The following is a 26,486-nucleotide window of genomic DNA, read 5'->3' on the forward strand; positions in this document are numbered from 1 at the left end:
GTGAAGCAGCACCCGCGCGAACACAGAACACCCGCGCTAGCGCTGGCGGAGCCGGCGCCCGGTGGCCCACCCTCGCGAGGCTCATCATCCAGCAGCGCATGGCTCGCGCGGGTCGAACACTCACGCGCGGGTCGAATCAGACCCGCACGTGGAAGGAACACCCGCGCGAGCGGGGATGCGCGCGGCGGCGCCGGGCACAGCAGTCAGCTGACGCGCACGCCCGCGAGGGTCTTCTTGCCGCGACGCAGCACCGCGATCCCGCCGGCGAGCACGCGGTCGCCGATCGGCGCGTCCTCGGTGACCTTCTGGTTGTTCACGTAGACGCCGCCCTGCTCGATCGCACGGCGCGACTCCCCCAGGCTCGCGGTGAGTCCGGTGTCGACGAGCAGCTGTGCGACGGAGGCATCCGGTCCGCCCTGCGCCGACGGCAGCTCCTCGATCGCAGCGGCGAGAGTGGCCGCGTCCAGGGAGTCAAGCTCTCCCCGGCCGAACAGCGCCTCGGATGCCGCGATGGCAGCATCCGTCGCATCCGCCCCGTGCACCATGGTCGTCACCTCGACGGCCAACCGCTTCTGCGCCGCGCGCTTGAATGGCTCGTCGGCTACCGCCCGCTCGAGCTCCTCGATCTCGTCCCGGCTGAGGAAGGTGAACACCTTGAGCCGCGAGATGACGTCGGCGTCATCGGTGTTGAGCCAGAACTGGTAGAAGCGGTATGGGCTGCACATCTCGGCGTCGAGCCAGATGGCGTTGCCCTCGCTCTTGCCGAATTTGCTGCCGTCGCTGTTGGTGATCAGCGGAGTGCCGATCGCGTGCGCGGAGACGCCCTCGGCCTTCCGGATGAGGTCGGTGCCGCTGGTCAGGTTGCCCCACTGGTCGCTGCCGCCGGTCTGCAGGACGCAGCCGTAGTTGCGGTACAGCTCGAGGAAGTCCATGCCCTGCAGCACCTGGTAGCTGAACTCGGTGTAGCTGATCCCCTCGCTCGAGTTCAGCCGGGCGCTCACGGCGTCCTTCTTCAGCATGGTGCCGACCCGGAAGTGTTTGCCCACCTCTCGCAGGAAGTCGATCGCCGACATCGGCGCCGTCCAGTCGAGGTTGTTCACGATGCGCGCGGCGTTCTCGCCGTCGAAGCTGAGGTACCGCGAGATCTGTCCGCGCAGGTTCTGCACCCACTCGGCGACGGTGTCCTTGGTGTTGAGGGTGCGCTCGGCCGTGGGCCTGGGGTCGCCGATGAGTCCGGTGGATCCGCCGACCAGGCCGAGCGGCTTGTGCCCGGCCAGCTGCAGCCGGCGCAGCAACAGGATCTGCACGAGGTTGCCGAGGTGCAGGCTCGGCGCCGTCGGGTCGAAGCCGCAGTAGTAGGTGATCGGCTCCCCCGCGAGCAGGGTCTTCAGTTCGCCGACGTCAGTCGAGACGTGCACGAGTCCGCGCCAGAGCAGCTCCTCCCAGATGTCGGGGAAGCTGTCATCGTTGCGCTGTGAATCGAGGACTTCGGATGCTGCGATGTCGGACACGGCAATAACGCTAGCAGCGAATCGATAATCAATACTGAATGGTTGATCTACTCAAATCATGCTTGTAGGGTTGAGTTTGTCGAATCAAGTCGCCGAGTTTGATGGAGGAGCGGATGTTTGTCATCACCGCGGATCAGGTCGACAGCCGCAGCACCCGCGACCTCGTGGGTGAGGTCGTCGCGGACCTCAACAAGCGCCTGAAGAAACAGCTCACGCTGGCCGCCGATCGAACCGCCGGTGATGAGCTGCAGCTGCTGGTCGACAGGGCCGAGACCGCGCTCGATGTCGTGCTGCAGCTGACCCGGAGCGGCCGTTGGAGCGTCGGCTGCGGAGTCGGTGCCGTCGCCGAGCCGCTCCCCCGCAGCATCCGAGAAACCACCGGCGACGCTTTCGTCGCTGCGCGCGCCGCGGTCGATCGCGCCAAGCGGCGGCAGACCCGGTTCGCGCTCGAGGGCACACATGGGAGCGCACCGGATACCGAGGCTCTCATCGACCTGCTGCTCGTGCTCCGCTCCCGCCGCAGCGACGAGGGGTGGGAAATCGTGGACCTCGTCTCGGCCGGGATGACCCAGGCTGCTGCCGCGAAGCGGCTCGGCATCACCCCGCAGGCCGCCAGCAAGCGCGCGCTGGCGGCGGAACTGCGGGCCGAGCAGGCGGCCATCCCCGCCCTAACGCGCCTGCTCGACAATCTCGGCCGTGCCGCAAGCAATCCCTGACCGCGTGATCGCCCGGGTTAGGCTCTGACACCGGGAGGGACCACGCATGGAAGTGCTGAACTACCTGCTCTGGATCACCGTCACGCTGCTGCTGATCGCGGCAATCGTGCTCGCGGTGTTCGCGAGCCGGTCCGGCAAGGACTGGCTGGCGGTGCCGTGCGTCGGATTCGTCGCGGTGTGGATCCTCTGGGCGCTCGTCGGCGGGATGCGCACCGCCCCGAGTTTCGGATTCATCGTCTCGAGCGCGATCGGCCTGCTGGCGCTCGCCGTCATCGCGGGCTCGCCGATCGTCTCCCTCGTGCTGCGGCTGGCAACCCGCGGCAGCGAGCACCTCGGCGATCACGGCGGAATCCTCGTCGGTCCCAAGGATGACGAGGACGAGGACGATCAGCCGCGCGAACGGGAGATCCTGCGCGGCGGCATGACGATCGGCTTCCTCGAGCGGTTCGCGATCGTCGGCTCGGCGTTCGCCGGGCAGTTCGCCGCGGTCGCGGTCGTAGTGGCGATCAAGGGCCTCGGCCGATTCTCCGAGCTCGAGAACGCGGAAGCCCGCGAGCGGTTCATCATCGGCACCCTCGCGAGCTTCATCTGGGCGGGCGTTTGCGCGGTGCCGATCGTGCTCGCGTTCTAGGTTGAATTCCGGTTACGCGCGGCTGTCGTAGATGCCGACGATGTTGCCCTCGGAGTCCCTGAAGTAGGCGTAGCGAGCTGTCTCCCCCAGCGGCATGACCTGCCCGACCTGCTCGCCGCCGTTGGCGATAACGGCCGCCATGGTCTCGTCCAGATCGTCGACGGTGATCACGACAGTCGGATGCGGAATAGCGCTGCGCTTGTGGATGTCACCACCGATGCTGTCCTCGCCGCCGGGCTTGATCATGACGGTGTCCTCGTCCCAGTCGTCGAACTGGAAGTCGAATACGCCACCGTAGAACGCCTTCGCGCGCTCGACGTCATCCGCGGGGATCTCGAAATGCTCAACCTTTGCCATGGCATGAGCATCGCCGCTGACCGTTGCCAGCGTCAAGGAATCTGCGCGGTTTCGAAGCTGGGTCAGCGTTTCTTCGGAACGTGCCGCTTGTACGGTGACACCGTCGGGTCGCCGGGGACCCAGAACCGCCACGGGAAGACATCCGTGCCCCCATGCCCGGACACGCCCGTGCGTGGCCCGGTCGCGAACTCGGTCGCCGGCTTGCCGGTGAGGTGCAACCGGACGGCTCCGTCTTCGAGGTCGGTGCCGCCGTCGTCGAGAGTGATGCCGAGGGCGACGGTGAGACGCGCGGGGCCGCGGGCCAGATCGGCGTCGCCCTTGGTGGTGTGGCGGCGCTCACGGGCCAACTCGATGCCCTCGATGACTTCGCCGGCTCGCAGCAGGCATCCGGATGCTTCCCCTTCCGGCGAGCAGACCACGTTGGCGCACGTGTGCATGCCGTACGTGAAGTACGTATACAGGTGCCCGGGTTCGCCGAACATGACCTGGTTGCGGTTGCTCTTGCCGCGGAACGCGTGCGAGCCGGGGTCGACCGCGCCGAGGTAGGCCTCGACCTCGGTGATGCGCAGGCTGACGCCGCCCTTGCTGATCACCGAGCCGAGCAGGTACGGCGCGACTTCGAGGGCGGGTCTGGTGAGGAGCTCGCGGTCGAACATGTCACGACAGTATCGGGTGCGGCTCGGCGAGCAGGTCAGGCCAGGGCGCGGACGCGAGCCGTCAGTTCGGCCAGCTGGTCGGCGACGCGCGCGGGGGCGGTGCCGCCTGTCAGTAGTTGTCAGTCTCGTCGCCGCACTGGCTCCAGCCCTAGCAGCGGCACACCGCGACCCACTGTGAGAACTTCGTGTGCCATAGCGGTAACTCACATCCCACGGGCCAACTTGGCCTTGAGGCAGGTCTCGCTCAGTAGTCGTCCGGTGAGATATTCGGCTGCGGGCAGATCTGCTGAATCTGTATCCAGTCATCTTCAGGCATGGCTGGCAGCTCACCGTACGGAACCCAACTACCCCTCGAGTCGATATACGACTGCAGCGTGGGAGGATCGCGGAAACCTCCATAACCCTCCCCTTTCAGACACTCGAGAGTGGCCATCTGAAGCGCATACCCATCGGTGAGCATCTCGTCTGTAACTACGAGATCCCCAGCGGAGGGAACGCCTGCGCCACATTCCGCCTGAGCAGCGTCGTACTGATCGGCTTGCTCGGAAGGGAACTCGGTAGTGACACCTCCGCCACGTCCAATTTCGACATCCCACCCCTTCTCGCGTAAACAAGTCAACAATTCCCGTTCCGCCGAAGAGCCTTCCTTCAACGATTCGGGCGAGCGTTCTATAGCAATCGCAGAACACCCGCTCACTAGCGCCAAGCAAGTACCGAGCGTGAAAAAGAGGAGCCCACGAGGCGCAACGGGCGTCTCCCTCAATTTTCCTCCCAGCAATTGCTCTGACAGCCTGCTCGATCCGCCTCGTCGTACTTTCTGACGATCGGATCGTGACAGACTGTCAAACGCACTCGTACAGTGTCAAACATTGGGGAGTACGGCCTCCAAGTCGACCGGACCCAACGTATGCGTTTGGCAATTACGCATGCCGTAGGTGAAGTACGTGTACAGGTGGCCGGGTACACCGAACATCACCTGGTTGCGGTTGCTCTTGCCGCGGAACGCGTGCGAGCCGGGGTCGACCGCTCCGAGGTACGCCTCGACCTCGGTGATGCGCACGCTGACGCCGTCCTTGCTGATCACCGAGCCGAGCAGGTACGGCGCCACCTCGAGGGCCGGCCGGGTCAGAAGCTCGCGGTCGAACATCGCGTCAGGCGAGGGCCCGGACGCGCGCGGTGAGTGCGGCCAGCTGGTCGGCGACGCGGGCGGGAGCAGTCCCGCCTACGCCGTCCCGGCTGGCGATCGAGCCGCCAACCGACAGCACGCTGCGGACCTCCGGCGCCAGGTGAGTGGAGATCGACGCGAGCTGCTCGTCGCTGGGCTCGTGCAGCTCGACCCCGTGCTGCTCGCAGAACCTGACGAGCGCGCCGCTGATCTCGTGCGCATCCCGGAACGGGACGCCGCGCTTCACCAGCCACTCCGCGACATCCGTCGCCAATGAGAAGCCTTGCGGCGCGAGCTCGGCCATCCGCTCGGTGTTGAATCGCATGGTCGCGACCATGCCGGTGAAGGCGGGCAGCAGCACCTCGAGGGTCTGCACCGAGTCGAAGACCGGCTCCTTGTCCTCCTGCAGGTCGCGGTTGTACGCGAGCGGCAGCCCCTTCAGGGTCGCGAGCAGCCCGGTCAGGTTGCCGATCAGCCGGCCTGCCTTGCCGCGCGCGAGCTCGGCGATGTCCGGGTTCTTCTTCTGCGGCATGATCGACGAGCCGGTCGAGTAGCCGTCATCGAGGGTGACGAAACCGAACTCGCGCGTGTTCCACAGGATGATCTCCTCGGCGAAGCGCGACAGGTCGACGCCAAGCTGCGCGCACACGAACGCGAACTCGGCCACCAAATCACGGGCCGCGGTGGCGTCGATGGAGTTCTCGCTCGGCCCGCTGAGCCCAAGCTCGCCGGCCACCAGCGCCGGGTCGAGCCCCAGCGAACTGCCGGCGAGCGCGCCGGATCCATACGGCGACACGGATGCCCGCGCCGCCCAGTCACGCAGGCGCTCGAGGTCGCGCACGAGCGGCCACGCGTGGGCGAGCAGGTGATGCGCGAGCAGCACCGGCTGCGCGTGCTGCAGGTGCGTGCGCCCCGGCATGACGGCATCCGGATGCGCATCGGCCTGCGCGGCGAGCGCGTCGACCAGCTGGATCACCTGGTGACGGATCACGCTCGCGTGATCTAGCAGGTAGAGGCGCACGAGGGTGGCGATCTGGTCGTTACGGCTCCGACCGGCGCGCAGCTTGCCGCCGAGCTCGGGGCCGGCGAGCGCGATCAGCTCGCGCTCGAGCGCCCCGTGCACGTCCTCGTCGGATGGCTGCGGGAGCACCGTGCCATTCTCGACTCCGGTCTGCAGCTTCTGGAGCGCGTCGAGCATCCGCTCCAGCTCGTCAGCGCTCAAGTAGCCCGCGGCGGCCAGCGCCTTGGCGTGCGCGCGCGAACCGGCGATGTCATACTCTGCGAGCTGCCAGTCGAAGTGAGTGGACCGGCTCAGCGCCGCGAGCTCGGGCGACGGCCCTGACTCGAACCGACCGCCCCAGAGGGCGCCCTCGTTGGTGCCGCCGGTCTCCGTCATCGCTACTGCTGGTCCGCCTGGTCGCGGCGCGCCGAGATGCGGCTCGGCAGCGACCACAGCTCGATGAAGCCCTTCGACAGCGACTGGTCGAACGTGTCGCCGGTGTCGTAGGTGGCCAGGTCGAAGTCGTACAGGCTCTGCGCGCTCTTCTGCCCGGTCACCACGGCGCGGCCGCCCTGCAGCTTGATCCGGATGTCGCCGCTCACGTACCTCTGCGTGTCGTCGATGAAGACGTCAAGGGAGCGCTTCAGGCTGGAGAACCAGAGGCCGTCGTAGACGAGCTCGGCCCACTCGGCCTCAACGCGCCGCTTGTAGCGGGCCAGGTCGCGCTCGAGGGTGAGGTTCTCGAGGGCTTCGTGAGCCTCGATGAGCGCGACGGCGCCCGGTGCCTCGTACACCTCGCGGCTCTTGATGCCCACCAGCCGGTCCTCGACGATGTCGATGCGGCCGACACCGTGCTTGCCCGCGAGCTCGTTCATCCGCTCGACCACCTGCAGCGCGCTGAGTCGCGTGCCGTCGATGGCGACCGGGATGCCTGCCTCGAAGGTGATGATGACCTCGTCGGCGTCCTTGATGACGGCCGGGTCCTGCGTGTACTCGTAGATGTCCTCGATCGGCGGGTTCCACGGGTCCTCGAGGAAGCCGGTCTCCACCGCGCGACCCCACACGTTCTTGTCGATCGAGTAGGGGCTCTTCTTCGACTGCTCGATGGGCAGGTTGTTCTCTTCGGCGTAGACGATCGCCTTGTCACGGGTGAGCGCGAGGTCGCGCACCGGCGCGATGCTCGTCAGCTCGGGCGCGACGGCCGCGACAGCGGCCTCGAAGCGCACCTGGTCATTGCCCTTGCCGGTGCAGCCGTGCGCGACGCTGTTGGCGCCGAGGTCGCGCGCGGTCGCCGCCAGGTACTTGGCGATGAGCGGGCGCGAGAGCGCGGAGACCAGCGGGTACTGCTTCTGGTACATCGCGTTGGCCTTGAGCGCCGGCATCAGGTAGTCGTTTGCGAACTCGTCCTTCGCGTCGACGACGACCGAATCGACCGCGCCGCAGTCGAGCGCGCGCTGACGGATGACATCCATGTCCTCGCCGCCCTGGCCGACGTCAACCGCGAGGGCGACGACCTCCTTGCCGGTCGCATCCTTCAGCCAGCCGATGCCGACCGAGGTGTCAAGACCCCCAGAGTAAGCGAGCACAACACGTTCTGACATGGTTCTCCTTCAAGATTTCGCGTTCAAGTCTACGGTCCGCCACCTTGGCGCTCCGGCGCGGTCCTCGCGCACCCAGTTGCCCACTTCCGCCCCTAAATCCCGCGGAAAGTGGGGCCGAAGTGGGCAACTCGGCGAAGAGTTCCGCGCGAATTCGTGGTTACGCCTGTCGCAGCAGCCACACCAGCAACGCCTTCTGGGCGTGCAGCCGGTTCTCCGCCTCATCCCAGATCAGGCTTCGCGGCCCGTCCAGGACGTCTGCACTGACCTCGAACCCGCGGTCGGCGGGGAGGCAGTGCAGGAAGTTCGCGTCGGGCTTTGCGAGCTCCATCAGCTCGGCGTTCACCTGGTAGCGGCTGAGCTGCTCCAGGCGTGCGGCCGTCTCGGCCTCGCGCCCCATCGACACCCAGGTGTCGGTCACGACGACATCGGCGCCCGCGACCGCCTGCTGCGGGTCGGTGAACACCGCGACCGAACCGCCAGTGCGCTCGGCTGCCCGCTCCGCATCGGCGATCACGGATGGCGTCGGCGCGTAGTCGGCCGGGGCCGCGATGCGCACGTGCATCCCGGCGGTGGCACCGGCGAGCAGGTACGACTGCGCCATGTTGCACGAGCCGTCGCCGACGAAGGTCACGGTCTGCCCGGCGAGCTCGCCCCGGTGCTCCCGGATGGTGAGCAGGTCGGCGAGGAGCTGGCACGGGTGGAAGTCATCGGACAGCCCGTTCACGACGGGCACGCGCGTGCCGTTGGCCATCTCCTCTAGCCCGGCCTGCGCGAAGGTGCGCCAGACGATCGCGGCGACCTGCCGCTCCAGCACGCGCGCGGTGTCGGCCGGGGTTTCCTTGCCGCCGAGCTGGCTGTTCGCGGTCGTGATGATGAGCGGGTTGCCGCCGAGCTCGGCGATGCCGACGGCGAAGCTGACACGCGTGCGCGTCGATGACTTGTCGAACACCACCGCGACGGTGCGCGGCCCCTCCAGCGGGCGCTCGGCGAAGCGATCCCGCTTCAGCCGGCTAGCCAGCTCGAGAATCTCCAACTGCTCCGCTTGGCTGAGGTCGTCGTCGCGCAGGAAGTGCCGGGTCACTGTGTCACCTCCAGCGAGCGCGCGAACAGGTCACGGAACTCGGCGATGTCGTCGTCGCCGATGATCAGCGGCGGCGCGATCCGGATGCTGCTCTCGTTCGCCGCGTTGATGATCAAGCCGTTCGCGAGCGCAGCGGCGGAGAGTTCCTTGGCGACCGGCCTGGTGAGGCCGACGCCGATCAGCAGTCCCCTGCCCCGCACCTCGGCGACCAGGTCCGAGTCGAGTGCGCGGATGACATCACGCAGCTCATCACCGCGCCGGATGGCGTTCTCCATCAGCCCGGAAGCCTCGATCTCGTCGAGCACCGCCAAGCCTGCCGTCGCCGCGAGCGGGTTCCCGCCGAACGTGCTGCCGTGCTGGCCCGCCCGGAACAGGTCGGATGCCTCACCGAAGGTCACGAGCGCGCCGATCGGCACACCGCCGGCGAGGCCCTTGGCGATGGTGATCGCATCCGGGATGATCCCGGCGTGCTGGAACGCGAACCAGGCACCGGTGCGACCGATGCCGGTCTGGATCTCGTCGATGATCAGCAGCACGCCGTGCTCGCTCGTGAGCTCGCGCGCGCGCTGCAGGAACCCGTCCGGCAGGTCGACGACGCCCGCCTCACCCTTGACCGGCTCGAGGAACAGCGCCGCGACATCCGGTCCGATCGCCGTCTCGAGAGCCTCGATGCTCGTGTGGATGTGCTCGATACCCGGCACCAGCGGTGCGAAGTCCTTCTGCAGCGCCGGCTGGCCGGTGAGCGACAGCGCGCCCATGGTGCGGCCGTGGAACGACCCGCCCAAGGTCAGGATGCGCGGGCGCGACCCGCCCCGCGTGTTCAGCCTGGCCAGCTTGAGTGCCGCCTCGATCGCCTCGGTGCCGGAGTTGCCGAAGAACACCCGCCCCTGCTCACCCGCGCCGCTGATCTCGCGCAGGCGCTCAGCGAGCCGGATCTGCGACGGCGTCGCGAAGTAGTTGGACACGTGCGCGAGCGTCGCGATCTGGCGGCTAACGGCGTCCACGAGCGCCGGATGCGCGTGCCCAAGCGAGTTGACGGCGATGCCGGCCAGGAAGTCGAGGTAGCGCTTGCCGTCGACATCCCAGACGTGGGTGCCCACTCCTCGCTCCAGCACCGCCAGCGGTGGGGCGAAGGTGCCCATCATCGCGGTGGAGTGCCGTTGAAGCCACGTGCTCATGTTGCCTGCCCTGACCTTTCGACAATCGTCGTGCCGCTGACGCCGAAGGGCTCTCGCGTGAGCGGATGACTGGTGGTGCCGTCGATGATGGCGGCCCGGGCAACGCCGCCCCTGACCGCGTGGAGGCACGCGGTCATCTTTGGAATCATGCCAGATTCGAGGCTGGGAAGCAGACGCTCGAGCGCCGCGGCGTCCAATTCGCGGATCAGGCTGTCGCGGTTCGGCCAGTCGCCGTAGAGGCCGGGCACGTCAGTGAGGATGATCAGCCGGTCAGCGCCAAGGGCTATGGCGACGGATGCCGCGGCCGAGTCGGCATTGACGTTGAGCAGGCTGCCGCGCGCATCCCGATCCAGGGCGATCGCGGAGATGACGGGTATGCGGCCGGCTCCGATCGTCTCCGCGATGGTCACCGGGTCGACCTCGACGACATCGCCGACCTGACCGAGATCGACCGGCTCGCCGTCAACCATGGTGCCGCGCTTCGCGCCGAGGAACAGCGACCGCTCGTCACCGACAATGGCTTCCGCCTGCTCGCCCGCCTCTGCGATCCGGTCGGCGAGCTCGCGGCCGATGCTGGCGAGCACATCGCGCACGACGAGCACGGCATCCGGTGTCGTGTAGCGCAGCCCACCCCGGAACTCGCTCTGGATGCCGCGCGCCTCGAGCGCCGCGGAGATCTGCGGGCCGCCGCCGTGGGTCACCACCGGCGTCAGGCCGGCGCGCTTGAGCGCGACGATGTCCTCGGCGAACGCGCGTCCGAGCTCGGCATCGACCATGGCATTGCCGCCGAACTTCACAACCACCGTCTCGCCGTGGTGATCGCTGAGCCAGTCGGTCATCAGCTGGAGTAGGCGCTGTTCTCGTGCACGTAGTCGTGCGTGAGGTCATTGGTGAGCACGGTGGCTGTCGCCTCGCCTGCGAACAGGTCGATCACGAGGTGCAGGTCGCGCGGCGTGAGGTCGACACGGTCGCGCGGCTCGTCGGGAGCACCGGCGTGGCAGACCCGCACGCCGTTCATCGTGACGTCGACCGCGTACGGGTCGAAGTCGGCGCTCGTCGTGCCGATGGCCGCGAGTACCCGGCCCCAGTTCGGGTCGTTGCCGAACACGGCGGTCTTGAACAGGTTATTGCGGGCGACAGAGCGGCCCACCTCGACCGCGTCGTCCTCGGTCGCGGCGCCGCGCACCTCGATCGTGATGTCGTGGCTGGCGCCCTCGGCGTCCTGCATGAGTTGGGTGGCGAGGTCGAGGCACACCGCGGTCAGCGCGTCGGTGAACTCGCGCACCGTCGGGCGGATGCCGGATGCTCCGGATGCCAGCAACGTCACCTGATCGTTGGTGGAGGTGCAGCCATCGGAGTCCAACCGGTTGAAGCTCACGCGCACCGCGCCCAGCAGCGCCTCGTCCAGCTCTTCTGCTTCCAGGTCGGCGTCGGTGGTCAGCACGACGAGCATCGTCGCGAGGGCCGGGGCAAGCATGCCCGCGCCCTTCGCCATCCCGCCGATCGACCAGCCTTGCCCCTCGTGCAGCGCCTGCTTCGGGCGCGAGTCGGTTGTCATGATCGCGTGCGCGGCGTCCTGGCCACCGTCGCGGCTGAGCCCGCCCGCGGCCGCCTCGACCCCGGACTCGAGCTTCTGTAGATCGAGCTGCTCGCCGATCAGCCCGGTGGAGCACACCAGCACGTCGTCGGGCGACACCGCGAGCGCACGCCCCACCGCCTGCGCGGTGGCCTCTGTCGTGCGGTAGCCCTGTTCCCCGGTGAAGCAATTCGCCCCGCCCGAGTTGAGCACGATGGCCGAGACCGTGCCGTTGGCTGCCACCCGCTCCGACCAGAGGATCGGGTTGGCCTTCGCCCGGTTGCTCGTGAAGACGACCGCGGCTGATTGACGCGGGCCGCGGTTCACGACAAGCGCGAGGTCGGGCGCCTCGGACGCCTTCAGCCCGGCAGCGACGCCAGCAGCCTCGAAGCCGAGCGGCGTGGTGACACTCACGGCGCCACCGCGTTGAGCGGGAGCCCGGTGCCCTCCGGCAGCCCGAGCGCGACGTTTGCTGCCTGGATCGCCGCGCCCGCGGTGCCCTTCGTGAGGTTGTCGATGGAGGTGACGGTCACGACCCGGCCAGCTGCCTCGTCGACCGCGAAGCCGACCAGTGCGGTGTTGGCGCCAACGGTGTCAGAGCTCTTCGGGAACTGCCCTGCCGGCAGCAGCTGCACGAACGTCTCGTCCTCGTATGCGCGCTCCCATGCGGCGCGCGCCTCGGCGGCGCTGATGCCCGGTGCGAGGCGTGCAGTCGACGTTGCGAGGATGCCGCGCGACATCGGCACGAGCACCGGTGTGAAGGAGACGGTCACGTTCCGCCCGCCCGCGGCGGTCAGGTTCTGGCGGATCTCGGGCGTGTGTCGGTGCACGCCGCCGACCGCGTAGGCGCTAGCCGAGCCCATGATCTCGCTTGCCAGCAGGTGCGGCTGCAGGCTCTTACCCGCGCCGGAGGTGCCGACCGCGAGCACGGCCACCACATCGTCGGCCATGATGACGCGATCCCGGATGCCGGGAGCCAGTCCCAGCGTGATCGCGGTGACGTTGCATCCGGGTACCGCGATGCGGTGGGCGCCGGCGAGACGGTCGCGCTGCTTGCTGCCGTCGCCGAGCACCAGCTCTGGAAGTCCGTAGGTCCATGCCCCGTGGTACTCGCCGCCGTAGAACTTCGCCCAGTCCTCTTCGCTCGTCAGCCGGTGGTCGGCGCCGCAGTCGATCACGAGCGTGGACGCGGGAAGGCTCTCGGTCAGCGCCCCGGACTTGCCGTGCGGCATCGCCATGAAGACGACGTCGTGGCCAGCGAGCAGGTCGGGCTTGGTCTCCTGCAGCACGAGCTTCTCGTAGGAGCGCAGGTGCGGGTGCACCGCGAGCAGCGGCTGGCCGGCGTTCTGGTTCGCGGTGACCGTTCGCACGTCGAGTTCAGGGTGTGCCGCGAGCAGGCGCAGCAGTTCGCCGCCTGCGTAGCCGCTTGCGCCGGCTATTGCTACCGAAAAAGCCATCCTCTAAATCTACCGTCCGACCTGGGAGCCTCAGTCGCGAAGGCTCGCGCCGTGCCGCTCGGCCGCGACGGCAACGCCCGCGAGCTTGGTCTCGGTCGCCTCCGCCGCGGTGAGCGTGCGGTCGGGCGCACGGAACCGCAGGGCGAACGTGAGCGACTTCGCGCCATCCGGAAGGCCGGTCCCGCGGTAGTCGTCGACGAGGTGAGCCTGCTCGAGCAGTTCGCCCGCGCCGTCGATCAGTGCAGTGAGCACGTCATCCGCCGGCACCGCCTGGTCGACGACCAGTGACACATCCTGTGTGGCCGCCGGGTAGCCGGAGATCGGGGTCGGCACAACTTCTCGCGGTGCCAGGTCGATCAGCGCACCCAGGTCGAGCTCGACAACGGCGACGACGCGTGGGAGGTCGTGCTCCTCGGCAAGCGCGGGCAGCAGCTCGCCGGCGAATCCGACGCGAGTTTCGTCGACGAGGAGCTCCGCTGTGCGGCCCGGGTGCAGCGCGGCGTGGCTGCCCTGACGGATGCGCAGCTCGGCGCCGACCGCGAACGCCACCTGATGGGCGGCGTCAAGCGCGTCGCTGAGTCCCGCGGGAACGGCACCCTGACCGGGCTGACGTTCAATGGTGTTGCCGACGAACAGCGCGCCGATCCGCAGCGGCTGCTGCGGGATCTGCTCGGCCAAAGCGGCGAGCTCGTCATCGCTCGGCTTGGCCGTTCCGCTCGGGATCGTCGCCAGTCCGTAGCGACGCTCCGGGTCCCGCAGGTACACCACGCCCGCCTCGAAGATCCGCAAGTCGACGAAGCCGCGGGACAGGTTGCGCCTGGCGATGTCGATGAGCCCGGGGACGAGGCTCGTGCGCAGCTCGGGTGACGTCGGGTCGAGCGGGTTCACGAGGGTGAACGCGTGCGCAGGCGAGCCGTCAGGGGTTCCGAACGTCGCGTTGGCTGCGGTCGTGACGAACGGGTAGGCGAGCACCTCGGTGAGCCCGGCCGCCGCGAGCGTATTCGCGGCGGCGCGACGCAGCCGCTGCTCCCGCGTGAGACCGCGGCCGGGCGGCGCGACCGGAAGCACGGATGGGATGCGGTCGTAGCCGACGATTCGCGCAGCCTCTTCCGCCAGGTCTGCTTGGTCGAGCAGGTCGGGGCGCCATGTTGGCGGCGTTACCGTGAGTCCGCCGTCAACCGGCTGGACAGCCGCGCCGATCTGGGTCAGGGCGTTCAGGATCTCGCCGTCAGCGAAGTCGGCACCGATGATGCCGTTGACGTAGCCCTGCGGCAGGAAGATCGACTCGCGCTCCGGAACCTCGCCGACGCGGTACACCGCGCCGGTGTCGGTGCCGCCGGCGAGTTCGACGAGCAGCTGGGCGACTCGCGCTGCAGCCGGCTCGGCCACAGCGGGGTCCACGCCCCGCTCGAAGCGGCGGCTCGCCTCGCTGGGCAGCTTGTGCCTGCGTGCGGTACGGGCGATCGACACTGAGTCGAAGCTGGCGGCCTCGATCAGCACATTGGTGGTGCTGTCGCTGATCTCGGTGGTTGCCCCACCCATGACGCCTGCGAGCCCGATCGGCCCGGAGTCGTCGGTGATCAGCAGGTCCTCGGGGCTGAGTGTGCGCTCCTTGTCGTCGAGCGTCGTGAGCTTCTCGCCCGGCGTCGCACGGCGCACCGTGATGCCACCGGTGAGCTTGTCGAGGTCGTACCCGTGGATCGGCTGCCCGAGCTCGACCATCACGTAGTTGGTGATGTCGACGAGCAGCGAGATCGACCGGATGCCCGCAAGCGCCAACCGCGCGACCATCCAGGCCGGGGTCGGCCGGCTCGGGTCGACGTCGCGAACCACGCGGGTCACGAAGATGGAGCAGCCGACGCGGCCGCGGATCGGAGAGCGGTCGTCGACGGACACCGGAACCGGCGTCTCCTCGACTGCGGTGCGGGCATCGTCAGCCGGCAGGTGTTTCGCCGGGTCGCGGAATGCCGCGCCGGTCGCGTGCGAGTACTCACGGGCGATGCCGCGGATCGACAGCGCGTACCCGCGGTCGGTGGTCACGTTGACCTCGACCGCCCAATCGTCCAGGCCGAGCAGGCGGATCGCATCCGTGCCCGGCTCCGGGTCGAGGCCCAACTCGGCGAGGCGCAGGATGCCGTCGTGGTCCTCCCCGATGCCGAGTTCGCGGACCGAGGCGATCATGCCGTCGGAGACGTGGCCGTAGGTCTTGCGCGCGGAGATCGGGAACGGGCCGGGCAGCACGGCACCGGGCAGCGACACAACGACCTTGTCGCCGGCGTGGAAGTTGTGCGCGCCGCACACGATCCCCCGGGGCTCACCATCGCCCACGTCGACCTGGCACCAGCGGATCGTCTTGCCGTTGCTCTGCGGTTCGTCGACGTACTCGAGCACCTGCCCGACGACGACCGGTCCGGTCACGTCGAAGCCGTAGGCGCTCTCCTCCTCCAGGCCGACCTTGACCAGGGCGGCCTGCAGCCCCTCAGCGGTGATGTCCTCGGGGACATCAACGTACTCACGCAGCCAGCTGATCGGGACGCGCATCACACCACCATCCCGAACTGCTGCGAGAAGCGGATATCGCCCTCGACCATGTCCCTCATGTCGTTCAGTTCGTTGCGGAACTGGAGGGTGCGCTCGACGCCCATGCCGAACGCGAAGCCCTGGTACTCGTCCGGGTCGACTCCGGCCGCGCGCAGCACGTTCCGGTTGACCATGCCGCATCCGCCCCACTCCACCCAGCGGGCTCCGCCCTTGGCACCGGGGTGCCAGACGTCCATCTCTGCGCTCGGCTCGGTGAACGGGAAGAAGTTGGGGCGCAGCCGGATCTTCGCCTCGGCGCCGAACATGTTGCGCGCGAAGTGCTCGAGCGTGCCGCGCAGGTTCGCCATGGTCAGGCCACGGTCGATCGCGATGCCCTCGATCTGGTGGAACACCGGCGTGTGGGTGGCGTCGAGCTCGTCCTTGCGGAACACCTTGCCGGGCGCGATCACGTAAACCGGCAGTTCACGCTCCAACAGGCTGCGGATCTGCACCGTCGAGGTCTGGCTGCGCAGCACAAGCTGCGAATCGGCGGGGTCTACGAAGAAGGTGTCCTGCAGGCTGCGGGCCGGGTGGTCGGCGTCGGTGTTGAGGGCGTCGAAGTTGAACCACTCGTGTTCGAGCTCCGGGCCTTCTGCGATCTCCCAGCCCATGCCGACGAACACGTCCCCGATGTGCTCCATGAGCAGGCTGAGCGGATGCCGCGCACCTGCCGTCCAGCGCGACGGGACGGCCGTTACATCAACCGCTTCTGCGGCGAGTCTCGCGGTCTCCTCGGCCTCGAACAGTTCGGCCTCACGCGCGGCGATCGCCTGGTTGACTCGGGCGCGCGCCTGACCGACGAGCTTGCCGGATGCTGCCTTCTGGTCGTTCGGCACGTCGCGCAACCGCGAGTTCAGCTGCGCGAGCGGCGAATTCTCCCCTGCGTGGGCGGAGCGCGCCGACTTCAGCTCGCTCAGCGTCTCGCACTCGCGGATGGCCGCGAGGGCGTTCTCGACTGCTTCGGCTACTGCGTGTTCAGGAATAACGGGTTCAGGCACGAGACCCAAGTTTAGTGGCCCGGGTCGGGCGGCCGATCCCGCTCCAGCACCGGCAGCGTGATCGCTCGCGTTCCCTCAGCACCCAACGCCATCGGAACGTTCAGATCCGCCTTACCGAGCCGCGGACCGCTGCGGCGCGCGACAAACCGGGCGATCCACGAGACCGTCAGGTTCAACGCCAGGTAGATGACCAACCCGACGACAAACAGCGTGAACATGTAGCGGCTGCCGTAGAAGTTGCGGTTGTTGCTGATCGTGCGCGCAAGCTCCGGGTAGCTCACGATGTACGCGAGCGATGTGTCCTTCAGCAGCACGACGAGCTGGGCCAGGATGATCGGCAGCATCTGCCGGAAAGCCTGCGGGAACTCGATCAGGATCCATGACTTCATCGGGGTCAGGCCGACGGAGAGGCCCGCCTCGCGTTGTCCGCGAGGAAGCGACCGGATGCCGGCGCGCAATGCCTCGCCGATGATCGCACCGTTGTACAGCGCCAGGCCGAAGACACCGGACCAGTACGAGCCTGCGGTGAAGACGAGGAACACGAAGAAGATCATGAGCAGCACAGGGATGCCGCGGACGAACTCCAGGATCACACCGGTTACCACTCGCACCCAGGTGATCCGCGCGGCTCGACCGAACGAGAACAGGATGCCGATCATGAGGGCGAGAACAGCGGCGACCGCCGCCATGCGAAGCGTGTTGACAGTGGCTTCGCCGAATGACTGCCAGACGACCGGGTCGGCCATGATGTCCCAGCGCGACGGATCGAACATGCCGGGGGTGGTGACGCCGCTGGTCTCGTTCACACGCGGTGCAGCAAGCGTCACGTACATCCAGAAGAAGAACGCGATGATCACAATGACACCGACGATGGACGCGATCATCGAGCGGCGACGGGTTTTCGGTCCCGGCGCGTCATAGAGAACGGTCAGGCTCATCTCATCACCACCACTCTCTTCTCGATGGCGCCCGCGATGAGTCCGAGGGGAACCGTAATGCACAGATACAGCAGCGCCGCGTACAGCAGGATCAGGATGACCGCGTCTGGGTTGTCACGCGCGCCAGCGTTGGTCTGCTTGAAGAGCTCGTCGACGAAGAAGATCCCGGCGACCGAGGTGTTCTTGGTGAGTGCGATGAAGACGTTGATGAGTGGTGGCACAACCATGCGTCCCGCCTGCGGAAGAACGACGAGACCGACCGTCTGGGTGAAACCCATGCCGATGCTTCGCGCGGCCTCCGCCTGCCCGACCGGCACGCCGTTGAAGCCGGAACGGATCGCCTCGGCCACAAACGGTGACGTATAGGCGGTAAGCCCGATGAGGGCTAGCGGGAAGTAGTCGAGGTCGGAGCCGAGAATCGGCAGCACGAGCGCACAGAACATGAGCACGAGCAACAGGGGCACGTTCCTGAGGACCTCGGTGTACACGGTCGCGAAAGCGCGAAGCGACGGCACCGGGGAGATCCGCATGACCGCAATGATCGCTCCGACGATGAAGGCTCCGATTCCGGAGATCACCAGCAGCTGCAGGGTGGTCCAGAATCCCGCAAGGTATGCCGGCGTCACGTCAATGATCGCGTCCATGCATCCCCTCTCCCAACTGTGTGGTCACGGTGGGCCCACCCGCTGGCGCGGATGGGCCCACTGTGGTGTGACTTAGTAGCGGTTGACTGCCGGGGGCTCCGGTGTCTTCAGCACCTTGCCCGCGGTGGACTCCCACGCGGCCACCCAACTGCCATCCTCGTACGCTGCTTCGAGCACGTCGTTGATGAAGTTGCGGAACTCGTCGTCATCGAGCGCGAGGCCGATGCCGTAGGGCTCCTCGGTGAACGGGTTGCCGACAACCTCGAACTCGCCCTCATTCTGGTCGGCGAGGCCGGCCAGGATGACGTTGTCGGTGGTGACGGCAATCACGCGGTCCTGGCGCAGCGGCTCAAGGCAGTTCGAGTACGTGTCGCTCGTGATGAGGTTCACCCCGTACTCGGCGATGTTCTTCTCTGACGTCGAACCCGCGACGCTGCAGACGTTCTTGCCCTCGAGGTCCGCGGGGCCGGTGATGCCCTCGGGGTTGCCCGCGAGAACGAGGATGTCCTGACCAGCGTTGTAGTACGGCCCGGCGAACGAGACAACTTCCTTGCGGGCGTCGTTGATCGTGTACGTCGCGATGACGATGTCGACGGTGCCGTTCTCGATGAACGCCTCACGGTTCGCCGAAACGGTCTCAACCCACTCGATGCCGTCCTCGGGGATGCCGAGCGCTGCTGCAACGAGCTTGCCGATTTCGACATCGAATCCGACGGGCTTGCCGTCAGGGCCAACCAGGCCGAACAGCGGCTGGTCGAACTTGGTGCCGATCTTGATCGTTCCGGCCTCGTTGAGCGCGGCCATCGTTGTGCCGGCCTCGAACTCGACCTCGGTGTTGGGCTCGGGCGCGGTGCCCGGGGTGCCAGTGTCGGCGCAGCCTGCGAGCGCGAGTGCGCCCGTCAAAGCCATTGCTGAAATCATCAGACCCTTTTTGAGTCTCATGGTTCCTCCTAGATGCTGTGTTTCTTAGCTCACCGGTCAGTGAGTAAGGATCTTCGAGAGGAAATCCTTCGCTCTCGGCGTCTGCGGGTTCGAGAAGAACTGCTCGGGGGTGGCTTCTTCGACGATCTCACCCTCGGCCATGAACAGCACGCGATTGGCAGCCTTGCGCGCGAAGCCCATCTCGTGGGTGACGACGACCATGGTCATGCCGTCCTTTGCCAGCCCGATCATCACCTCGAGCACCTCGTTGATCATCTCCGGGTCGAGCGCACTCGTCGGCTCGTCGAGCAGGATCAGCTTCGGGTCCATGGCAAGTGACCGCGCGATGGCGACACGCTGCTGCTGCCCGCCGGACAGCTGGGAGGGAAGCTTGTTCGCCTGGTTGGCGACACCGACGCGCTCGAGGAGCTGCATCGCCTGCTTGTCGGCATCCGCTTTGCTCATTCCGCGCACCTGGCGGGGGCCGAGCGTGACGTTCTCGAGCACGGTCTTGTGCGCGAACAGGTTGAACGACTGGAAGACCATGCCGACATCGGCGCGCAACTGGGCGAGTCCCTTGCCCTCTTCGGGCAGCTTCTTGCCGTCGATCGTGATCGTGCCCGAGTCGATCGTCTCGAGGCGGTTGATCGCTCGACAGAGCGTCGACTTGCCGGAACCGCTCGGGCCGATCACCACGACGACCTCGCCGCGACGGACGGTCGTGTTGATGTCCTTCAGCACATGAAGATCGCCATAGTGCTTATTGACCTCGTCGATCACAACGAGAGGATCGGTTGCGCTTCCTTGCATTTGATCAGTTGACCACAGCGCGCACTATGCGGTCAAACCAAAACGCCGGTTGTGATCGACGTGAGATGCGTCAGGCCGAGCGGTGCGCGAATGCCGACTCGTACAGGCAGACGGATGCCGCGGTCGCGAGGTTCATCGATTCGGCGTTGCCGTAGATCGGCACGGTGAGAACGCGGTCGACCAGCGACAGGTGCTCGTCCTCGAGTCCGTGGGCCTCGTTGCCGAACAGCCACGCGGTCGGCCCGGCAAGCACACCCGAGATCCGCGACTGAAGCAGGTCGTCACCCTTGACATCGGCGGCGATCACCTGGAGACCGGCGGCGCGAGCGCGCTCGATGACCGTCTCGAGATCGGCGCCGACCGCGATCGGCACATGGAAGATCGAACCGGTCGAGGCCCGCACCACCTTCGGGTTGTAGAGGTCGACCGTGCGCCCGGTGAGGATCACGCCGTCAGCACCCGCCGCATCCGCTGCCCGGATGATGGTGCCGGCGTTACCAGGGTCGCGCACCTCTTCGAGAATGGCCACGAGCTTCGCGTGCCCCGGGCGGAGGATGTCCTTCACCGCGGTCGGGAACTGGGCGCACACCGCGACGATGCCCTGCGGCGTCACGGTGTCGGCCATCGAGTCCAGCACCTGCTCGCTGACGAACTCGACATCGACCCCCGCGTCGACCGCGGTCTGGGCGATGTCGGTGTAACGGTCGAGCGCCGTCGGCGTCGAGTACAGCTCAACGACCAGTTCTGGTCGGTACGCGAGGGCCTCGGCTACCGCTTGCGGTCCCTCCAAAAGGAACAGCCCGGTCTCAGACCGGGCTGCCTTGTTGGAGAGCTTGGCAACCGCTCGAACCCTCGGTGACCGTGGATTGTCGATGATCGCCATGTAAGAAATACTACTTCGCTGCGGTCTCCCGGGGCGCCGAGGTGTCGGCCGGAAGAGCGGCCTTGGCGGCCTCGACGATCGACGCGAAGGTCGCAGGCTCGTTGACCGCGAGCTCGGCGAGGATGCGACGGTCGACCTCGATGCCGGCCAGGTTCAGGCCCTGGATGAAGCGGTTATAGGTCATGCCGTTCGCGCGTGCGGCGGCGTTGATGCGCTGGATCCACAGGCGGCGGAAGTCGCCCTTGCGTGAACGGCGGTCACGGTACGCGTAGACGAGCGAGTGGGTGACCTGCTCCTTCGCCTTGCGGTAGAGACGCGAACGCTGGCCGCGGTAGCCGGATGCGCGCTCGAGGATGACGCGACGCTTCTTGTGGGCGTTGACGGCCCTCTTCACTCTTGCCATTTGTGTAAGTTCCTTATCGTGTCTTCGGCCGCAGTTACTTGCCGAGAAGCTTCTTGATGTTCTTGACGTCGGCAGGCGCGATGACCTGGTCCTGGTTCAGGCGACGCTTGCGCTGGCCCGACTTGACCTCAAGGTTGTGGCGCATGCCCGCCTGCTGCTTCATGACCTTTCCGCTGCCGGTGACCTTGAACCGCTTCTTGGTCCCCGAGTGGGTCTTCTGCTTAGGCATCCTTTTCCTCTTTCGTTTCTGTGGTCTCTTCGTGCGACTCGGGCGCGGCATCCCGGTGGGGCTTGGACGCATCCCGTCGGGCGTTCGCCTCGGCCTTCGCCGTTGACTTGTTCTTGTGAGGGCCGATGACCATCACCATGTTCCGACCGTCGATGGTCGGGGTGGACTCGACCGAACCGAATTCGGCGACATCCTCGGCGAAGCGCTGCAGCAGCTTGACGCCCAGTTCCGGACGCGACTGCTCGCGACCGCGGAACAGGATCATCGCCTTGACCTTGTCACCCGCCAGCAGGAAGCCCTCGGCGCGCTTGCGCTTGGTCTCGTAGTCGTGCTTGTCGATCTTGAGGCGGAAGCGCACTTCCTTCAGCACGGTGTTCGCCTGGTTGCGCCGGGCCTCCTTGGCCTTCTGCGCCTCTTCGTACTTGAACTTGCCGTAGTCCATGATCTTCGCCACGGGCGGCTTGGAGTTCGGCGCGACCTCTACAAGGTCCAGGTCCGCCTCCTGGGCAAGACGAAGCGCGACGTCGATCTTGACGACGCCGACCTGCTCACCGCTGGGTCCGACGAGTCGGACCTCGGGCACCCGGATCCGGTCGTTAGTACGGGGTTCGCTGATAGGGAGCTCCTCATTCGTGAAAATCTGCTGCCAAACCGAAAAGCGGATGCTTATCCGGAGCGCGAGAGAGGAAACCCACCTGCCGCGCTTGAGAATTCTCACGCGGCAACGGCACCCAAACCTACCCCCGGATTGCGCCGGCGGCGGAGTGCCATTCGACCCGGTAACCTTGATGAGGCGGTCAACGCGGGTGGGAGAATCTCCACTTTCGCACCGAGAACACGTAATCGTTTCTCAGGGCCCGGACGATTCTAACAGAGGATGCACTGATGAGCGACACCTTCACCGACGACCTGGGCAACGACGCTGCCCGCGATATCGCGGATGTCCCCGCGGTCGAGGTCATCAACACCGTCGCGATCCACCTGCTGAGCGCTGCCGCAGTCAAATGCGGCCTCGCCGACGACCCCGAGTCGCAGACCGACCTCGATGAGGCGCGCAAGCTCATCAACTCCCTGGCCGGTCTGGTCACCGCGGCCGCGCCGGAGCTCGGCGACCACCACGCTCGTCCACTGCGCGACGGGTTGCGAAGCGTGCAGCTCGCGTTCCGAGAGGCGTCGGTGATCCCGGATGCTCCAGGCAAGGGTCCCGGGGAGAAGTACACCGGCCCGGTCAACTAGGCGCGGGCGAGCCTGACCTCGACCGAGTCGACCCGTTCGGCGATCAGCTCGCTGGCGGACCAGCGCTCGTTCAGGCGCGCGAACAGTGACTTGAGCTGCTCTGCGTCGAGTCCGTCAATGAGGGTGAGCACGACCAGGAGTTCCGGACCGGCCAGGCGCGCATCCGGGTCCCCCGGGGCGAGCTGAAGCGCGACGACCGCCGGCTCGTCGGCGACCGACCGGTCGAACTCGGCGGCGACCGCGACGTCGGAGAAGGCCGGTGTCCACGGCTGCTGCTTCGCCATCGACCACAGCGCTGGGCGGCGCACGCCGAATTCGGTCGGTGATGTCGGGTCGAGCACGACGAGGTCGGTGTGTTCGCTCGCGGCCGCGAGCGCGACGCGCACACCGGTCGCGGGAACGGGCCGCGCGGTGGGGTTCCACGCCGACATCGCGCCGACCGAGCTGAACACCGGGATCACGGAGCGGCCATCCGGGCCCTTCACAGTGACGATCGCGAGCTCCTGCGTCTTGTCGATGAGCTTGCCATCGTCGCTCAGCCCCAACTCTCCTGCCTTCGCGAGGAGCGGGATCAGCACGCGCGCATCGCGGAGGACGTCGACGACGGCCGCCTGATCCGCCTGACCTGCGTGGAACCGGTCGATCGCGTCGATCAGCTCGGGCGGCGCGCTGCCGTCATCGTCGGCGTTGGGGTTGGGCTCGAAGTGCCTGCCAGCCCACGGCTGGCCTGCGGAGTCGGTGGGTCCGGTCATCCGGATGCGACGTCGAGCGCCTCAGCCAGGGTGAACGCGCCGGCGTAGAGTGCCTTGCCGACGATGGCGCCCTCCAGGCCGTGCGGCACCAGCTCGCGCAGGGCGGCGATGTCGTCAAGGCTGGAGACGCCGCCGGAGGCGATGATCGGCTTGTCGGTGCGCTCGGCGACCATGCGCAGCAGCTCCAGGTTGGGGCCCTGGAGCGTGCCGTCCTTGGTGACGTCGGTGACGACGTAGCGCGCGCATCCGGCTTCCTCGAGCCGGTCCATGACCTCGAACAGGTCGCCGCCGTCCCGGGTCCAGCCGCGCGCGGCGAGCGTTGTGCCGCGCACATCGAGGCCGACAGCGATCGCGTCACCGTACTCGGCGATGACGTGGGCGGCCCAGACCGGGTTCTCGAGTGCCGCGGTGCCGAGGTTGATGCGCTTAGCGCCGCTCGCGAGAGCCGTCTCGAGGGTCTGGTCATCCCGGATGCCGCCGGAGAGTTCGATGTTGACGCCACGCGCGGCGCGTATGACGCGGCGGATGGCCGAGTGGTTGGTACCGCGGCCGAACGCGGCGTCGAGGTCGACGAGGTGGATCCACTCGGCTCCCTGAGCCACCCAGTCCGCCGCGGCATCTGCCGGGTCGCCGTAGTTGGTCTCGGTTCCCGCTTCGCCTCGGGTGAGGCGGACGGCCTTGCCGTCTGCGATGTCGACCGCCGGAAGCAGGGTGAGGCCCGGGATCGTATTGAACTCGCTCATGGTCGCTTTCTTGAAGGGTGTTGGTGCTGTGTGAGGTCGCGCGGCGCCGTACGCGCAAGCTTTAGATACTAGTCACTTCCGCAGTGACCCGACCCAGTTCGACAGCAGCCGCAGCCCGGCCTCGCCGGACTTCTCCGGGTGGAACTGGGTCGCGGCCAGTGGGCCGTTCTCCACCGCCGCGACGAAGCGCACGCCATCGTGCTCCGCCCAGGTGACAGCCGGGTGGGAGAACGGGGTGTCGGTGAGGGTCCACTGCCGGGCCGCGAACGAGTGGACGAAGTAGAAGCGCTCATCGCTGACGCCTGCGAAGAGCCGTGAGTTCTCCGGCGCCTCGACCGTGTTCCAGCCCATGTGCGGGAGCACCGGGGTGCCCAGGCTCTCCACGGCGCCGGGCCATTCGCCGAGGCCCTCGGTGTTCTGCCCGCGTTCGAGGCCGGATTCGAACATGACCTGCATGCCCACGCAGATGCCGAGCACCGGGCGTCCGCCGGCCAGCCTCCGGTCGATCACCTCTGGGCCGCGGACCGTTGCCAACTGCTGCATGACCGCGGCGAAGGCGCCGACGCCGGGCACGACGAGCCCGTCGGCTTCCATCGCGGCTGCCTTGTCGCCGGTCACCGTGACATCCGCCCCGGCGGCCTCGAGAGCCTTGGCTGCGGAGTGGATGTTCCCGCTCCCGTAGTCGTAGACGACGACGGATGGCCTGGTCACGACTACAGCGCGCCCTTAGTCGACGGGATGCCGCTTACTCGGGCATCCGGAGCCACCGCCTGGCGCATGGCACGCGCGAACGCCTTGAACTCGGCCTCGGCGATGTGGTGCGGGTCGCGTCCGCCGAGCACCGTGATGTGCACCGTGAGTGCCGCGTGGTGAGTGATCGCCTCGAAGACGTGGCGGACCATCGAGCCGGTGAAGTGGCCGCCGATCAGGTGGAACTCGAAACCCGCCGGCTCGCCGCTGTGAACGAGGTAGGGGCGGCCGGAGACGTCGACGACGGCGCGGACGAGCGCCTCATCGAGCGGCACGTGGGCGTCGCCGTAGCGGGCGATGCCGGCCTTGTCGCCGAGCGCCTGCCCGATGGCCTTGCCGAGCACGATGCCGATGTCCTCGACCGTGTGGTGCACGTCGATGTGGGTGTCGCCGGTGGCGTGCACCTCGAGGTCGATGAGCGAGTGCTTCGAGAACGCGGTGAGCATGTGGTCGAAGAACGGGACGCTGGTCCGGATGTCGGAGGTGCCGGTGCCGTCGAGGTTGACCGACAGACGGATGCTCGACTCACTGGTCTCCCGCTGGAGCTGGGCGACGCGCTGATTAGCCATTGATCAATCCTATTCGTCAGTCGAGTTCGGCCAAGGCCGCGAGGAACTGGGTGGTCTCCTGCTCGGTGCCGGCGGTGACACGCATGTGGTGCGGGATGCCAATGTCGCGGATCAGGATGCCTCGCTGCAGCAGCGCCTCGAAGGTGGCGCTCGGGTCGGCGACGCCGCCGAACAGCACGAAGTTGGTCCAGCTGCGCAGCACCGGGTGGCCGAGGCGCGGCAGCTCTTCCAGGAGCCGGTCGCGTTGGCCGCGGATGTCGTCGACCATCGCGAGCATCTCGTCGGCGTGGGCGAGCGCCGCGAGGGAGGCCGCCTGGGTGAGCGCGGAGAGGTGGTAGGGCAGCCTGACGAGCCGCAGCGCGTCGGCAACTGACGGGTCGGCCGCCAGGTAGCCGAGCCGGGCGCCCGCGAAGGCGAAGGCCTTGCTCATGGTGCGGGACACCACGAGGCGTTCTCGGCCGGGCAGCAGGGTGAGGGCGCTCGGCTCCCCCGCCGGCATGAACTCGGCGTAGGCCTCGTCGACGATCAGGATGCCGCGGGTAGCCGCGTACGCGACCTCAATGGTCTCGAGAGATACCGGTGTGCCGGTCGGGTTGTTCGGCGAGCAGAGGAACACGATGTCGGGATCGGTCTTCTTGATCCAGCGTTCGACCGTCTCAGGCGAGAGTTCATAGTCGGCGTCGCGCTCGCCCGTGACCCAGCGGGTTCCGGTGATGGAGGCGATGATCGAGTGCATCGAGTACGTGGGCGGGAAAGCCAGCGCGGTGCGGCCCGGCCCGCCGAATGCCTGCAGCAGTTGCTGCAGCACCTCGTTCGAGCCGTTGGCGGCCCAGATGTTCTCGCCCGTGAGGTCGTGGCCGAGGTAGCCGGCGAGGCTCTCCCGCAAGGCGGTGAACTCGCGATCCGGGTACCGGTTGATGCCGAGGACCGCCTCGGCGAGGCCCGCGACGATGTCGTGCGCGACCGCCTCCGGGATCGGGTGCGAGTTCTCGTTGACGTTCAGGGCAACCGGCACGTGGAGCTGAGGTGCGCCGTACGGTGTCAGGCCGCGAAGGTCGTCACGAATGGGCAGGTCTCGAAAGGAAAGAGGCACCGATCAAT

General features: G+C 67.4%; 28 protein-coding genes and 1 pseudogene. 3 read left to right on the forward strand and 26 right to left on the reverse strand.

The window, feature by feature from the left end; translation table 11 throughout:
* Positions 1 to 203: 203 nt before the first annotated feature.
* Positions 204 to 1,517 (reverse strand): tyrosine--tRNA ligase, encoded by a 1,314-nt coding sequence (tyrS, locus tag HGK58_RS11035; protein ID WP_168627766.1) that lies wholly within the window; start codon positions 1,515 to 1,517, stop codon positions 204 to 206.
* Between the two features lie 107 nt (positions 1,518 to 1,624).
* On the opposite strand from tyrS, the gene HGK58_RS11040 reads away from it, so the two are divergent.
* Positions 1,625 to 2,227, forward strand: a complete 603-nt coding sequence (locus tag HGK58_RS11040; RefSeq protein WP_168627612.1) for a DNA-binding protein — start codon at positions 1,625 to 1,627, stop codon at positions 2,225 to 2,227.
* 46 nt (positions 2,228 to 2,273) lie between these two features.
* Complete coding sequence (locus HGK58_RS11045; RefSeq protein WP_246865502.1) at positions 2,274 to 2,858, forward strand: hypothetical protein; 585 nt, start codon at positions 2,274 to 2,276, stop codon at positions 2,856 to 2,858.
* 12 nt (positions 2,859 to 2,870) lie between these two features.
* On the opposite strand, the gene HGK58_RS11050 is transcribed toward HGK58_RS11045, so the two are convergent.
* The 20 genes and pseudogenes from HGK58_RS11050 to infC all read right to left on the reverse strand — a co-directional run bounded on the left by HGK58_RS11050 (position 2,871) and on the right by infC (position 21,951).
* Positions 2,871 to 3,215: a VOC family protein gene (locus HGK58_RS11050; RefSeq protein ID WP_168627613.1), complete on the reverse strand. Its 345-nt coding sequence runs from the start codon at positions 3,213 to 3,215 to the stop codon at positions 2,871 to 2,873.
* A gap of 62 nt (positions 3,216 to 3,277) precedes the next feature.
* Positions 3,278 to 3,871 carry a DNA-3-methyladenine glycosylase gene (locus HGK58_RS11055; RefSeq protein ID WP_168627614.1) on the reverse strand — a complete coding sequence of 198 codons (594 nt, stop codon included), beginning with the start codon at positions 3,869 to 3,871 and terminating at the stop codon, positions 3,278 to 3,280.
* Positions 3,872 to 4,787: 916 nt separating this feature from the next.
* Positions 4,788 to 5,018: pseudogene (locus HGK58_RS11060) on the reverse strand (DNA-3-methyladenine glycosylase); the annotation flags it as partial.
* Positions 5,019 to 5,022: 4 nt separating this feature from the next.
* On the reverse strand, positions 5,023 to 6,432 hold the full coding sequence (gene argH, locus HGK58_RS11065) for an argininosuccinate lyase (protein ID WP_168627616.1): 1,410 nt from the start codon (positions 6,430 to 6,432) through the stop codon (positions 5,023 to 5,025).
* A 2-nt stretch (positions 6,433 to 6,434) separates the two neighbouring features.
* Positions 6,435 to 7,637, reverse strand: coding sequence for an argininosuccinate synthase (locus HGK58_RS11070; RefSeq protein ID WP_168627617.1), 1,203 nt, complete (start codon positions 7,635 to 7,637; stop codon positions 6,435 to 6,437).
* Between the two features lie 157 nt (positions 7,638 to 7,794).
* A complete protein-coding gene (argF, locus tag HGK58_RS11075) occupies positions 7,795 to 8,718 on the reverse strand; it encodes an ornithine carbamoyltransferase (protein WP_168627618.1) in 924 nt (307 codons plus the stop codon).
* Positions 8,715 to 9,896: an acetylornithine transaminase gene (locus HGK58_RS11080; protein ID WP_168627619.1), complete on the reverse strand. Its 1,182-nt coding sequence runs from the start codon at positions 9,894 to 9,896 to the stop codon at positions 8,715 to 8,717. The genes argF and HGK58_RS11080 overlap by 4 nt, the downstream gene beginning before the upstream one ends.
* Complete coding sequence (gene argB / locus HGK58_RS11085; protein WP_168627620.1) at positions 9,893 to 10,735, reverse strand: acetylglutamate kinase; 843 nt, start codon at positions 10,733 to 10,735, stop codon at positions 9,893 to 9,895. Before argB ends, HGK58_RS11080 begins: the two co-directional genes overlap by 4 nt.
* Complete coding sequence (gene argJ / locus HGK58_RS11090) at positions 10,735 to 11,886, reverse strand: bifunctional glutamate N-acetyltransferase/amino-acid acetyltransferase ArgJ (RefSeq protein ID WP_168627621.1); 1,152 nt, start codon at positions 11,884 to 11,886, stop codon at positions 10,735 to 10,737. The genes argB and argJ overlap by 1 nt, the downstream gene beginning before the upstream one ends.
* Positions 11,883 to 12,929 (reverse strand): N-acetyl-gamma-glutamyl-phosphate reductase, encoded by a 1,047-nt coding sequence (gene argC, locus HGK58_RS11095; RefSeq protein ID WP_168627622.1) that lies wholly within the window; start codon positions 12,927 to 12,929, stop codon positions 11,883 to 11,885. The genes argJ and argC overlap by 4 nt, the downstream gene beginning before the upstream one ends.
* A 30-nt stretch (positions 12,930 to 12,959) precedes the next feature.
* A complete protein-coding gene (gene pheT / locus HGK58_RS11100; protein WP_168627623.1) occupies positions 12,960 to 15,470 on the reverse strand; it encodes a phenylalanine--tRNA ligase subunit beta in 2,511 nt (836 codons plus the stop codon).
* A complete protein-coding gene (pheS, locus tag HGK58_RS11105; RefSeq protein WP_168627624.1) occupies positions 15,470 to 16,507 on the reverse strand; it encodes a phenylalanine--tRNA ligase subunit alpha in 1,038 nt (345 codons plus the stop codon). The genes pheT and pheS overlap by 1 nt, the downstream gene beginning before the upstream one ends.
* A gap of 11 nt (positions 16,508 to 16,518) precedes the next feature.
* Positions 16,519 to 17,445: an amino acid ABC transporter permease gene (locus HGK58_RS11110; protein WP_168627625.1), complete on the reverse strand. Its 927-nt coding sequence runs from the start codon at positions 17,443 to 17,445 to the stop codon at positions 16,519 to 16,521.
* Positions 17,442 to 18,089 (reverse strand): amino acid ABC transporter permease, encoded by a 648-nt coding sequence (locus tag HGK58_RS11115; RefSeq protein WP_168627626.1) that lies wholly within the window; start codon positions 18,087 to 18,089, stop codon positions 17,442 to 17,444. The genes HGK58_RS11110 and HGK58_RS11115 overlap by 4 nt, the downstream gene beginning before the upstream one ends.
* Before the next feature lie 72 nt (positions 18,090 to 18,161).
* Positions 18,162 to 18,998, reverse strand: a complete 837-nt coding sequence (locus tag HGK58_RS11120; protein WP_227412057.1) for a glutamate ABC transporter substrate-binding protein — start codon at positions 18,996 to 18,998, stop codon at positions 18,162 to 18,164.
* A gap of 69 nt (positions 18,999 to 19,067) precedes the next feature.
* Positions 19,068 to 19,820 (reverse strand): amino acid ABC transporter ATP-binding protein, encoded by a 753-nt coding sequence (locus HGK58_RS11125; RefSeq protein ID WP_168627628.1) that lies wholly within the window; start codon positions 19,818 to 19,820, stop codon positions 19,068 to 19,070.
* Positions 19,821 to 19,890: 70 nt separating this feature from the next.
* Positions 19,891 to 20,697, reverse strand: coding sequence for an RNA methyltransferase (locus HGK58_RS11130; RefSeq protein WP_168627768.1), 807 nt, complete (start codon positions 20,695 to 20,697; stop codon positions 19,891 to 19,893).
* 16 nt (positions 20,698 to 20,713) lie between these two features.
* Complete coding sequence (gene rplT, locus HGK58_RS11135; protein WP_168627629.1) at positions 20,714 to 21,106, reverse strand: 50S ribosomal protein L20; 393 nt, start codon at positions 21,104 to 21,106, stop codon at positions 20,714 to 20,716.
* A gap of 34 nt (positions 21,107 to 21,140) precedes the next feature.
* Positions 21,141 to 21,335 carry a 50S ribosomal protein L35 gene (rpmI, locus tag HGK58_RS11140; protein ID WP_168627630.1) on the reverse strand — a complete coding sequence of 65 codons (195 nt, stop codon included), beginning with the start codon at positions 21,333 to 21,335 and terminating at the stop codon, positions 21,141 to 21,143.
* Positions 21,328 to 21,951: a translation initiation factor IF-3 gene (gene infC / locus HGK58_RS11145; RefSeq protein ID WP_168627769.1), complete on the reverse strand. Its 624-nt coding sequence runs from the start codon at positions 21,949 to 21,951 to the stop codon at positions 21,328 to 21,330. The genes rpmI and infC overlap by 8 nt, the downstream gene beginning before the upstream one ends.
* A gap of 269 nt (positions 21,952 to 22,220) precedes the next feature.
* On the opposite strand from infC, the gene HGK58_RS11150 reads away from it, so the two are divergent.
* Positions 22,221 to 22,571, forward strand: a complete 351-nt coding sequence (locus HGK58_RS11150) for a DUF1844 domain-containing protein (RefSeq protein ID WP_168627631.1) — start codon at positions 22,221 to 22,223, stop codon at positions 22,569 to 22,571.
* Here the strand turns inward: HGK58_RS11150 and HGK58_RS11155 are convergent.
* From HGK58_RS11155 to HGK58_RS11175, 5 genes are all read right to left on the reverse strand, one after another.
* Positions 22,568 to 23,323 carry an SseB family protein gene (locus tag HGK58_RS11155; protein ID WP_168627632.1) on the reverse strand — a complete coding sequence of 252 codons (756 nt, stop codon included), beginning with the start codon at positions 23,321 to 23,323 and terminating at the stop codon, positions 22,568 to 22,570. The two genes, HGK58_RS11150 and HGK58_RS11155, sit on opposite strands and share 4 nt — an antisense overlap.
* Positions 23,320 to 24,066 (reverse strand): bifunctional 1-(5-phosphoribosyl)-5-((5-phosphoribosylamino)methylideneamino)imidazole-4-carboxamide isomerase/phosphoribosylanthranilate isomerase PriA, encoded by a 747-nt coding sequence (gene priA / locus HGK58_RS11160; protein ID WP_168627633.1) that lies wholly within the window; start codon positions 24,064 to 24,066, stop codon positions 23,320 to 23,322. Before priA ends, HGK58_RS11155 begins: the two co-directional genes overlap by 4 nt.
* Positions 24,067 to 24,138: 72 nt before the next feature.
* A complete protein-coding gene (gene hisH, locus HGK58_RS11165; RefSeq protein WP_168627634.1) occupies positions 24,139 to 24,777 on the reverse strand; it encodes an imidazole glycerol phosphate synthase subunit HisH in 639 nt (212 codons plus the stop codon).
* A gap of 2 nt (positions 24,778 to 24,779) precedes the next feature.
* Complete coding sequence (gene hisB, locus HGK58_RS11170) at positions 24,780 to 25,385, reverse strand: imidazoleglycerol-phosphate dehydratase HisB (RefSeq protein ID WP_168627635.1); 606 nt, start codon at positions 25,383 to 25,385, stop codon at positions 24,780 to 24,782.
* 16 nt (positions 25,386 to 25,401) lie between these two features.
* Positions 25,402 to 26,478 carry a histidinol-phosphate transaminase gene (locus HGK58_RS11175; protein ID WP_168627636.1) on the reverse strand — a complete coding sequence of 359 codons (1,077 nt, stop codon included), beginning with the start codon at positions 26,476 to 26,478 and terminating at the stop codon, positions 25,402 to 25,404.
* Positions 26,479 to 26,486: the final 8 nt, after the last annotated feature.

It is taken from the genome of Cryobacterium sp. BB307, from assembly GCF_012274275.1.
Classification (GTDB): Bacteria; Actinomycetota; Actinomycetes; order Actinomycetales; family Microbacteriaceae; genus Terrimesophilobacter.